This is a genomic window from Bacillus sp. SIMBA_154, assembly GCF_046536015.1.
GTDB classification, from domain to species: Bacteria; Bacillota; Bacilli; order Bacillales; family Bacillaceae; genus Bacillus; species Bacillus pumilus_P.
On the sequence record NZ_JAWJBV010000008.1, the window covers coordinates 111,146 to 123,686 of the forward strand.

At 43.2% G+C, this 12,541-nt stretch carries 7 protein-coding genes; all 7 read left to right on the plus strand.

The features are described 5' to 3' along the window. Positions 1-11 precede the first annotated feature (11 nt). The gene (locus tag R0K30_RS12890; RefSeq protein ID WP_410611078.1) at positions 12-7,160 is read left to right on the plus strand and encodes an amino acid adenylation domain-containing protein; all 7,149 of its coding nucleotides are present in this window, start codon (positions 12-14) and stop codon (positions 7,158-7,160) included. Positions 7,161-7,180: 20 nt separating this feature from the next. Further along, entirely contained in the window at positions 7,181-7,408 is a 228-nt protein-coding gene (locus tag R0K30_RS12895) for an MbtH family protein (RefSeq protein WP_249704732.1), read from the plus strand. A 130-nt stretch (positions 7,409-7,538) separates the two neighbouring features. Next, positions 7,539-9,155, plus strand: a complete 1,617-nt coding sequence (locus R0K30_RS12900; protein ID WP_410611080.1) for an AraC family transcriptional regulator — start codon at positions 7,539-7,541, stop codon at positions 9,153-9,155. Between the two features lie 98 nt (positions 9,156-9,253). Continuing rightward, positions 9,254-10,219 carry an ABC transporter substrate-binding protein gene (locus R0K30_RS12905; protein ID WP_410611083.1) on the plus strand — a complete coding sequence of 322 codons (966 nt, stop codon included), beginning with the start codon at positions 9,254-9,256 and terminating at the stop codon, positions 10,217-10,219. A gap of 114 nt (positions 10,220-10,333) precedes the next feature. Beyond that, entirely contained in the window at positions 10,334-11,068 is a 735-nt protein-coding gene (locus tag R0K30_RS12910) for an alpha/beta hydrolase (RefSeq protein WP_410611085.1), read from the plus strand. A 72-nt stretch (positions 11,069-11,140) separates the two neighbouring features. Then, positions 11,141-11,287: a YycC family protein gene (locus R0K30_RS12915; protein WP_003214589.1), complete on the plus strand. Its 147-nt coding sequence runs from the start codon at positions 11,141-11,143 to the stop codon at positions 11,285-11,287. Positions 11,288-11,309: 22 nt separating this feature from the next. After that, positions 11,310-12,524 carry a CynX/NimT family MFS transporter gene (locus R0K30_RS12920; RefSeq protein WP_230031420.1) on the plus strand — a complete coding sequence of 405 codons (1,215 nt, stop codon included), beginning with the start codon at positions 11,310-11,312 and terminating at the stop codon, positions 12,522-12,524. Positions 12,525-12,541: the final 17 nt, after the last annotated feature.

Sequence of the window (12,541 nt, forward strand, 5' to 3'; positions counted from 1 at the left end):
GGTATAGACCCTTGTCGATCCAGTCCGTCGATTCATTTCCACTGACCGGTGCCCAATCAGGCATTTGGTATGCGCAACAGCTTGATCCATCTAATCCAATTTTCAATACAGCTGAGTATATAGATATTAAAGGATATATTGATCCAGTACACTTTGAAGCAGCCATCCGAAAGACTGTCTTAGAAGCAGATTCTCTGCATATGCGCTTCGTTGAAGATGCTGACGGTCCAAAGCAATGGTTTACATCCAAAAGCGATATCCCATTTCAATTCATCAATTTACAAAATGAAAAACAGCCGCTTGATGAAGCTAAAGCATGGATGAAGACAGATCTTTCAACATCAGTCTCTTTAGAGAAAGATGTATTGTTCCGTGAAGTACTCTTTCAAATTGCGGACGATCGATTTCTCTGGTATCAGCGCATTCATCACATTGCCATTGATGGGTTCGCCTTTTCACTCATCGCACGTCGTGTTGCTGAGGTCTATTCAGCCCTATCGCAAGAAAAACCTGTGCCTTCTCAAACATTTGGCACCTTCCATGACGTAGTCCAAGAGGAGATCGCATATCAACATTCCAATCGCTATGAAGATGATCAGGCTTTTTGGAAAAATCGCTTTGCTGATCAACCTGAAATCGTTAGCCTTGCTGAGCTTGCCCCAAGAACTTCGGATGATTTTATCCGAAAAACCGCTAGCTATGATGCCGCAAAGGTAAGCAAAATGAAAAAAAATGCTCAAGCTTTCGGTGGTACCTGGCATGAAATGATTCTTGCCGCATCCGCTCTATATATGCATCGTATGACTGGTGCACATGATATTGTTTTAGGATTGCCTGTTATGATGCGCCTTGGATCTTGCGCATTGCAAACACCTGGAATGGTCATGAACCTAGTACCTCTTCGTTTAACATGCAAACCCGAAATGACGCTCTCAGCACTTGTTCGCCAAGTATCCGATGAACTTAAAGCCATTCGTCCTCATCAAAGATATCGTCACGAAGATATGAGGAGAGACTTTAAACTCATCGGCAGAAATCAACGATTATTTGGTCCACAGATCAATATCATGCCATTTGATTATCATCTCAGGTTCGATCAGAGCATGGGTCAAGCGCATAATCTTTCAGCAGGACCAGTGGATGATTTATCGATCAACATTTATGACCGCGCAGATGGGAACGGGTTTCAAATCGATTTTGATGCAAACCCTGCAGTTTACAAAGAGCAAGCGGTTGACGCTCATCAGCATCGTTTTCTTCAATTGCTGGAGGAAATAACCGGACTAGAGCAAGATCAGACAATCAGTCAATTCAACCTTCTCTTGTCTAAAGAAAAAGAGAACATCCTCAAGCACTGGAATGCTACAAAACAAGAATTACCAAAAGAATGTTTACGGGAACTATTTGAAAAACAAGTCAGCAAAACACCACATGCAGAAGCATTACAGTTTGAAGAAATCACTTTGACCTACGAAGAGTTGAATCAGCGAGCAAATCAATTAGCTCATTATTTGAAAAAGCACGGCATTGGACCAGAACAATTTGTCGCAATTGCTCTGCCTCGATCGATCGATATGGTCGTGAGTCTATTGGCCGTCGTCAAAACGGGAGCCGCATACCTGCCATTAGACCCTGATTACCCTAGCGATCGTGTTGCCTATATGCTAGATGATGCTAAACCTGTGTGCTTGCTCACAGTCAAAGAGACAGCAGAGCGTTTTGACCATCCACATATCGTCCAACTGGATGATTCAACTGTTCATCAGGAGATAGTAGGCGGTCTGCATCTCAATCCGACCTGGAACGAAGGCTCTCCACATCATCCGGCATACATCATCTACACGTCAGGATCGACAGGCAAACCAAAGGGTGTTGTTGTAACAAAGCGAAATGTGATCAATTTTATATTGTCCATGCAAGATTCATTTTTATTAGATCAAAAAGACCAGCTTCTAGCGGTAACGACCATTGCCTTTGATATTTCCGGACTAGAAATGTTCCTCCCGCTTTTACATGGGTCTGCTCTTTTATTGGCAAAAAAAGAGACCATCCAAGAGCCAGCAAAGCTTTCAGACATGATTCGTTCTCATCATGTCACAATCATGCAGGCAACACCAACGTTGTGGCATGCATTGGCAGATGAATCCCCTGACGTGATAACAGGTATGCGTGTCCTTGTTGGAGGAGAAGCACTTCCTGCCTCCCTTTTGCACACATTGCAATCTCTTCAATGTGACATTACCAATTTGTACGGACCTACAGAAACAACAATATGGTCTACGATGGTAAATGTCACAGCACATCAAGAGAATAGCGCGCCGCCGATTGGTAAACCCATTTGGAATACGAGCATATATATTTTAGATGAAGGACTAAACCCAGTCCCAGCAGGATCAATCGGTGAACTTTATATTGCAGGTGAAGGAGTATCTAGAGGATATCTTGGACGATATGATTTAACGGCTGAACGTTTTGTCGCTGATCCATTCGGCACAAAAGGCACGAGAATGTATCGTACAGGTGATTTAGCCAGATGGCGTGAGGATGGTTCGATTGATTATATCAGCCGTGCCGATCTTCAAATTAAAATCCGCGGCTTCCGTATTGAACTAGGTGAAATTGAAACAGTGATTATGCAACACCAAGCAATAAAGCATACATCTGTTATCGTTCGTGAGGATCAACCTGGACAACAGTTGCTTTGTGCGTATGTTGTGCTGACAGATGGCACTTCTCTGCATCCTTCAGAGCTCAGGCAGTTTGTGGCAACATCGCTCCCTGATTACATGGTGCCTTCTGCTGTTGTCGTTTTACCAGAACTTCCACTTACACCAAACGGCAAAATCAATCGCAAAGCATTACCAACACCAAATATGTCTTTAGTTAGTTCTGAGCGTACACCTAGAACACCCCAAGAAGACATGTTATGTAGTTTATTTGCAGAAACCCTTGGCGTATCTCAAATTGGCATAGATGATAATTTCTTTGACTTAGGAGGACATTCCTTGCTCGCCGCTCGTCTGCTTAGACGTATACGCGATACACTTGGTGCAGACCTAAGCATGAGTACCATTTTTGAATCACCTCGAGTTGCTGAGCTTGCGCAACACATTGACAAAGCGAAGGACTTACGGCCGCCACTTCAGGTAGAAAACAAACCAGATGAGATTCCGTTATCCTTTGCCCAAAAACGTCTTTGGTTCCTTCATTGCCTTGAAGGACCAAGTCCAACTTACAATATTCCACTTGTCATTCAGCTGACAGGTACACTAGATCAAAAAGCTCTTATTGGTGCATTGGCAGATATCACTGAAAAACATGAAACACTTAGAACCATTTTTCCAAATAAGAACGGCATGCCAAGACAGGTCATTTTACATCCAAAAAGTGTTCAACCTGAACTCCATGTCACAGCTTCCACCGATCAACAAATTGAAAATCAGTTAAACGAAGCCATTCGCTATAGCTTTAACATTGAGGAAAAACCCGCACTGCGAGCAGAATTATTCATGCTTGATGCAAATCGATACGTGCTACTTCTATTGCTACATCACATCGCTGGTGACGGCTGGTCACTTGCACCATTGACACGAGACTTAGCTGCTGCTTACGAAGCCCTTATACAAGGAAAATCAATCTCCTTGCCAGCCGAACCTGTTCAATATGCTGACTATGCCATTTGGCAGCAGAAGCTGTTGGGCAGTGAAGAAGAGAAGGATAGTCTATTTGCCAAACAACTAGGTTATTGGACGGGTGCATTACATGGTCTGCCGGAAGAACTGGAGCTTCCCTATGACTTCCCGCGTCCACAGGAAGGAAGCTTCAACGGTGCTACGATAGACTTTACGATTGAACCCGCTTTACACCACCTACTTCTTGATCTTTCAAAGCAGCATCAAGTGAGTTTGTTCATGGTGCTCCAAGCATCGCTTGCAGCATTACTGACACGCCTTGGGGCGGGAACAGATATCCCAATTGGCAGTCCGATTGCTGGACGGAATGATGATGCACTTGACGACATTGTTGGGTTGTTTGTGAACACACTTGTATTACGTACAAATACAGCTGGTAATCCAACCTTTAGTGAGCTATTGAAGCGAGTGCGAGACGTTGACTTAGCAGCCTACGAGCATCAGGATCTACCATTCGAACGGCTAGTTGAAGTCCTAAATCCAACTCGATCCAGATCACGCAATCCATTGTTCCAGGTCATGCTTGCCTTCCAAAATACACCGAAGGCAGAAATGAAGCTGGCACAACTTGACTCAGATCTCTACGTGAAACCAGTGGGATCAGCTAAATTTGATCTGACCATCGAATTAACAGAACATAGAACCGAAACTGGGTCAGCAGCAGGGTTAACAGGTTTGTTTGAATTCAGCACAGATGTGTTTAAACAAAGCACCATTCAAGCAATCGCTGACAGAATGAAGCGCTTTTTAACAGAGGCAGCTGAGCATCCACATCTGCCTATTGGTCAAGTAAATATTTTATCAGAAAAAGAGCGCCAAACATTTCTCCCTGATAAAAAGACAATCGCTCAGTTAAACCAAACGCTTAGTCTGCCAGCCTTATTTGAAAAAGCGGCGCAGCAATACCCAGAGCGTGTGGCTGTAACGGATGGCAATCATCAGCTTACCTATAAAGAGTTAAACGACAAAGCTAATCGTCTTGCTCATTTGTTAATAGAAAGAGGCGTTGGACCAGAGCAGTTCGTTGCACTTGCCCTGCCTAGATCAATCGATATGCTCGTGAGCTTATTAGCCGTTCATAAAGCAGGCGCAGCCTATGTCCCGCTTGATCCTGACTATCCAGCAGACAGGCTAGCATACATGATACAAGATGCCAAGCCAGTTTGTAGCATCACAACAAAAGCAGACGCAGTGCATCTCCCTTCTGATTGCGATTTGATTTTGTTAGACGAAAAAGAAACGAGTGACCAACTGCTTAATACGCCAAATCACAATCCGGCTGATATAGACAGAATCGAGCCACTTACTTCTCTGCATCCAGCCTATATTATTTATACATCTGGTTCTACAGGCAAGCCAAAAGGAGTGGTCATCCCACACCAAAATGTCATCCGTCTTCTGACATCTACTGCACATTGGTTCCATTTTGATGAAGAAGATGTTTGGACAATGTTTCATTCATATGCCTTTGATTTTTCCGTATGGGAAATCTGGGGACCCCTTTTATATGGCGGTCGACTTGTGATTGTACCTCATACCATCTCTCGCTCTCCTGAAGAGATGCTCCAGCTTTTAGTCGATGAAGGTGTGACAGTACTTAACCAAACACCTTCTGCCTTCTATCAGCTCATGCAGGCAGACAAGGAACAACAAACACTTGGTCAAGCATTATCACTCCGCTATGTCATTTTTGGCGGTGAAGCATTAGAGCTCAGCAGATTAGAAGATTGGTACAGCCGTCACTCAGATCGTAAGCCAAAGCTAATCAACATGTACGGCATTACAGAAACCACCGTACACGTTACGTACAATGTACTCAATCGAGACATGATTACAAAAAAATCCAGTAGCTTAATAGGTGAACCCATTCCTGATTTACACGTTTATGTACTAGATGAATACCTACAACCTGTTCCCCCTGGGACAACAGGTGAAATGTATGTAGCTGGAGCCGGCTTGGCAAGAGGTTATCTAGGCAGGCCTGATCTGACATCTGACCGATTCCCTGCCGACCCTTATGGAGCACCTGGCACAAGGATGTATCGTACAGGCGATCTCGCACGTTGGACGAAAGAGGGTTCACTTGATTACATTGGCAGAGCTGATCATCAAATTAAAATTCGCGGGTTCCGCATTGAACTTGGAGAAATTGAAGCCGTTTTGGCACGTCACGATGCAGTTGCACAAGTTGCTGTCATCATGCGAGAGGATCAGCCTGGTGACAAACGCTTAGTCGCATATATCGTGACAACTGAAGAAGGCCGTACCGATACAGAAACCCTTCGTCATTTTGCCGCAGCCAGTCTTCCTGATTACATGGTGCCAGCGGCATATGTACAAATTGATGCCATGCCACTTACAGCAAACGGGAAGCTTGATCAAAAATCACTGCCGGCACCTCAATTGCATGTACAGCAACCAGATGGACGTGGCCCAAGAAATCCGAAGGAGGAAATCCTATGTCACCTCTTTGAAGAGGTGCTCGGTCTACCAAAAGTCAGCATTGACGATCGCTTTTTTGACATTGGCGGGCACTCATTACTTGCGGTTCGTTTAATCAGCCGCATTCGTGATGCACTTGGTGTCAAACTAAGCATCGGAACGTTGTTTGAAGCACCTAATGTTGCAAGTTTGGCAGAGAAACTAGAGACAGGCAGCGATGAAAACGCACTAGAAATCTTGCTACCGCTACGAGCAAATGGTGAAAATTATCCACTCTTCTGTGTTCATCCAGCAGGTGGTCTTAGCTGGTGCTATGCAGGTCTCTTGAATACATTAGAGAAGGACATCCCACTTTATGGATTGCAGGCACGAGGAATCGCAAGAAAGGATGTCTACCCACAAACACTAGATGATATGGCTGCGGATTATATCAAGCACATCCAAAGGATTCAGCCAAAAGGCCCTTATCATCTACTTGGCTGGTCACTAGGCGGGAACGTTGTGCAAGCAATGGCAACACAGCTCCAGCAGCAAGGCGAAGAAATCTCACTCGTCGCGATGCTGGATGCCTATCCAAACCATTTCTTGCCGATTAAAGAAGCACCTGATGAAGAAGAAGCACTAATCGCTCTTCTTGCGCTCGGCGGTTATGATCCAGATACCTTAACAGGTGAGCCGCTCACGATGAAAAGTGCCGTCGATATCCTGAAAAAAGACGGAAGTGCACTAGCCAGCTTAAGTGAGGATGCCATCAGAAACCTGAAAGAAACCTATGTCAATTCAGTTCGATTGCTCGGAGAATATCAGCCAAAAACTTATCATGGAGACATATTATTCTTTAGATCTACCATTATCCCAGATTGGTTTACACCAATTGATCCCGAAGCATGGGCACCTTATATCAACGGAAAAATTGAACAACACGACATTCATTGCCGGCACAAAGACATGTGCCAGCCTAAACCCCTAGCAGAAATTGGTGTCATCTTAGACAACACACTGAATCGGGTCAAACAAAAGCACTAAGAATAAAGGAGAGATGACAAATGACAAATCCCTTTGATCGTGAAGACGGTGTATTTCTTGTGCTTGTCAATGAACAAGGACAGCATTCACTTTGGCCATCATTTGCACCAGTGCCAGATGGATGGGAAAAGGTCTTTGGTGAAGACACTAGAAATGCCTGCATCGATTATATCCAGACACACTGGCAGGACTTACGGCCACTAAGCTTAACAAAAGAACCTGTCCTAGCACATGGAAAAACGGAATAAATCATCGCACCCTGACCTCATTCAGGGTGCTTTTTCTTCATAGAATAAACTGGTTCATCACCATCTGCCAGCTTTTCTGCTACAATTCAATTGAGAACGTTTATCAATCAATAAGAGATTAGGTGGTTTTATGGGAAACAACAATCCAATGGCAAATGCCGATCAATTCATCTATCGATTAACATATACTGAAAAAATAAATAATGCAGAGCTTCCGCATACTGAGCAACAGCTGTCAGATACATTCTGTCTCCTCTTTAGCATAAGAGGCAGCGGTTTACTCACATTGAACGATCAAAAATGGCGATTGAAAAATCTGACACTCTATACGATCATGCCTGGGGAAACATTTATGCTGAAAACAGAGCCTTATCAAAAACACGAGCTCTATCTGTTTCGCTTTCAGCTCTACACGCTGCAAGATCAAAACATAGGAGAAGTACCAACTGAACATGCCCGTTCTTTAATGAATGTATGGCAATTTATCGATATTAGCTCGATTGAACACATTCATTCTTTACTGTCCCATATGACAGAGGAATGGAAAAGACCTGAATCCATTAGCTTTTTTAGAAGCCAAACTCTTTTTCAACAGCTCATTATGCAGCTTTTCACACTGCATAAAGAAGATATTTTTGACACGGCACATGCCCTTTTCAAAACAAAACAATATATCGATCAACATTCCGAAGAACCCCTCAGCCTTACAAGTCTATCTCATATGGCTGGCATCAGCGCCAATCATTACAGTGAGCTATTTAAAAAGCATTTTGATGTGAGTGTCACTGATTATATCACCAAGAAAAGGATGGCTAGAGCCAAACAGTTAATGGCAAAAAGCAATGCAAAGCTCAAAGACATTGCACTGGAAATCGGCTATCAAGATCCCTATTACTTTAGCCGCATCTTTAAGAAAAAAACTGGCATGACCCCTTCTACTTATATGAAAAGCCGTCAGCGGAAAATTGCAGCCTATGGCCATTCGATACTCGGGCAGCTCACACCAATTCATATCATCCCATATGCTGCCCCTCTTCATCCTAAATGGACAGCACATGATTTTGAGCATCATGCAGATGAAATTCCGATTCACCTGAGTGCACATCGTATCAACGAGCACGCTGAAACCAATTTACAGCAATTAAAGGAAACAAAACCTGAGCTGATCATTGCCAATGATCATGTGACAGAGGAAGAAAAACAAGTGCTGAAAACTATCTGTCCTGTTCACTTTGTTCCATTCAAACAATTAGATTGGCGCGCTCAATTCAGACAAACGGCCATGTTCCTAAACGAAGCGAAGGAAGCAGAAGAATGGTTGCTTCATTACGAGGAAATCGTCATTCAAGCGAAAAAGGCATGCCTTGTTGATCATCCACCAAAAACCGTCCTGCCTCTTCGTATCTTTCAAGATCAGCTCTACTTGTCTGTAAATCGCACCATGTCAGAAGTGATTTTTCATGACATTGGTCTTCCGCCAGCTTTTCAGAATGATGGTCAGCTAATCGAAAAAAAAATCAGCCTTAGCTCAATACAACAGCTAGACCCAGACACCATCTTCCTCTTCTTGCATAAAGAGCCAAAAACCATTGCTTTTTATCAAAAATTAAAGCAACAGGAGGCTTGGCAAAATCTCAAGGCTGTGACTCATCAAGCAGTCTATCAACTCGCTTCTGACCCTTGGCGTGAATACACAGCCGCCAGTCATCAACGAGTCATTCAGGACCTTTTATCTTTTTTTCCGTAAAAAGTCCATCGTTTGACAGAAAATTGTCTATGGATAAAAGACTGAAAGCCTACTACAATCTTTAATTGAGAACAATTATCAGTTAAAGGAGAAAACAAATGAAAAAATGGTTAGCATTGCTTACCCTTTGTATCATGATGATCATCACAGCAGCCTGTGGTGCTACAGAAAATAAACCTGCTTCAAACACAGCCAAAAGCAAGTCAGCTGAATCAACAGAAACAAAAATCAATTACTTAGATCAAACGTACAAGCTCAAAACACCAGTGAAACGAATCGTCATTGCTGGAAGCCTAGAATCAATGGAAGATGCAAAATTACTTGGTATCCAACCTATTGGCGCTTCTACTGTAGGCGGCACATTCCCTGGATTATTTAAAGACATCACAACAAAAACAGAAGGCATCGGTGAAAAAACAGAACCGAATCTAGAGAAAATCTTAAAACTAAAACCAGACGTGATACTCGGATCAACAAAGTTCCCACCTGTAACAATTAAAAAGCTGGATAAAGTCCAAACGACGATCCCAGTATCCCATGTCTCTTCTGACTGGGAAAGCAATCTTTTATTGCTCGGTACACTTACTGGAAAAAGTGAAGAAGCCAAAAACATCATTTCTAATTATCAGAAAGATCTCAAACAAGCAAAAGAAACTCTGAAAGAGAAAAGCAACAACAAAACAGCTGTCATTTTACGCATTAGACAGGGAGACCTGTACGTGTATCCTGAAGATGTATACTTCAACTCTACCTTATATGGGGACTTAGGATTTACAGCACCAAGTGATATCAAAAAAGCCAAAGCACAAGCGATGATTTCAATGGAGCGCCTTGGCGAACTAAATCCTGACTATATTTTTGTTCAGTTCTCTAAAGAGGAAAACTCATCGAATCCAAACGCATTGAAGGACTTAGAGCAAAATAAAATTTGGACAAGCCTAAAAGCTGTGAAAAATGGGCACGTCAATGAAAATGTCGTTGACCCTATGCTTCAAGGAGGAACAGCACTAAGCAAAACAACCTTCCTTGATAAGGCTGTCAAATGGTTAGCGAAAAACAACTAAAGAAGGAAGCGCCAATTTGCGCTTTCAGATTGTTGACAAAGGGCTAAAATGATCTTTATTTTAGCCCTTTGTCTTCTTTTCAGCGTAGTTGAAAACCTTGAGGAGAGAATACACATGAACGGAACGTTTCTATATGACGAGTTTAACGGGCGTCAGCTTGATATTTACCTTCCACAGGACACCTCTATTGATGTTCCAGCTGTCTTTGTACAAGATGGCTCTTCTTTGTTTAGAACACACCTGCTAGAGATCGAAAGAATGATCGAATCCAATACCATCTCGCCAATCATCCTTGTCGGCATACACCCTTTCAATCGACTTGATGAATATACACCATGGAAGGCATCATCTCTGCGTTCTCAGTTTCCTGACTTTAAAGGCGAGGCAAAGACGTATGTGTCATTTTTAGCAAATGACTTGCTCCCATATATCAAAAGACAATATCCAGTCAAGCAGACCTGTAATGAACATAGTCACGTTGGCGCTTCATTAGGTGGACTACTTGCTATTTATACCCTATTGATGCACCCTACCCTTTTTAAAAACATCGCATCTATCTCTGGGTCATTTTGGTATCAAGATTTTCTACCGTTTGCTAAACAACAGAGCATTCAGTGTGTGGATCACCTTGTCTATTTATCTGTAGGCAGTGAAGAAGGTAAAGGCAAAACATCTGCTCAACAGCACATGCTGTTATTCACCAAACAACTACATGACCTTTTGTCACAGAAAGGCATGCAGGAATGGCAGCTGCAATATCACATCGAACAAGGGGAGGGCCATCATCTGAAACAATTTCAAAAAAATTTCTTATCAGCCATGAAGTGGTTTTATAAAAGAGAACTCTAATTTTTTATCAGCATTGCGCAAAGCGGATATGATATATTGGAACGTATAGATTGATAGAGGAGGGATTTGCGCGTGAGACCTTTACAAATCTCAGCCGATACCGCACAAAAGCTTGCTGCATCACTCAATGTACCGATTGAACAAATCATGCATATGCCGCAGCATATCTTAATAGCTAAATTAGCGGAGCTTGAACAGAAGAAAGATCGTTCTTCTTAAAGAAATAAAGGAGTTTACATTCATGGAACAACAACTAGAACAATCAAAATTACATCCTCGCAGTACAGGGCAAACCATTTTGCTGATTGCTGGGATTTTACTCATTGCCTTTAACCTGCGTCCTGCCATTACGTCCGTCGGCCCTGTGATTGGCGCCATTCGTTCCGATTTGCAGCTTTCAAATGGACTTGCAGGTTTTCTCACGACATTACCGCTGCTCTCATTCGCATTGCTATCTCCAATTGCACCTAAAATCGGAAAACGTTTTGGCAATGAACGAACCCTTTGGCTTGGACTTGCTGTCCTTCTATTTGGGATTGTCATTCGCTCGTTTGGCACCATCACCTTCTTAATGATTGGAACGGCGCTAGTCGGCGTCGGGATTGCAATATGTAATGTGCTCTTACCGGGGCTCGTGAAGCATAAATTCCCTGCACATGCTGGATTGATGACAAGTGTATATACGACCTCGATGTCCGTCTTTGCTGCACTTGCATCAGGTGTGAGTGTTCCGCTCAGCCATACGATGCCTGGCGGCTGGAATACGTCATTCCTTGTATGGGGTGGACTTGCGCTTATAGCCATGATGGTCTGGGCTCCGCAGCTTCTTCACCAAAACACAGCGGCAGTCAAAAGCATTTCGCTCACAGAGCAGCCAATATGGCGTTCACGTGTCGCATGGCAGGTGACCTTTTTTATGGGCTTGCAATCATTCCTTTTCTATAGCAGCATCGCATGGTTCCCTGATATTTTGACATCACATGGAATGAACCTGTCGACGGCTGGATGGATGCTGTCTATTATGCAGTTCGCTGGTCTGCCATCCACCTTTTTAACGCCTGTTTTTGCAGAAAAATTAAAATCGCAAAGACCGCTTGTATGCGGCCTTGTTCTTGTGTATTTGCTTGGCATGATCGGTCTTCTTCTAGGAGGAACTACGCCTATTCTTGTCATCTCTGTTTTATTGATCGGCATTGGACAAGGAGCCAGTATCAGTCTTGCCCTCACATTTATCGGATTACGGACAACACATATGGAACAAGCAGCTGCCCTTTCAGGAATGGCGCAGTCTCTCGGTTATTTATTAGCCGCTGTTGGCCCGCTCTTGATTGGGATTCTCTTTGATATCACACATACATGGACGCCATCGATTATCATCTTTATCATCATTCTATTTTTCATGTTTCTATCTGGTATGCGTGCCGGACGCAGCGTCTATATTTCAGATCCATCTTAAAAAAAAGAACCCGCCTC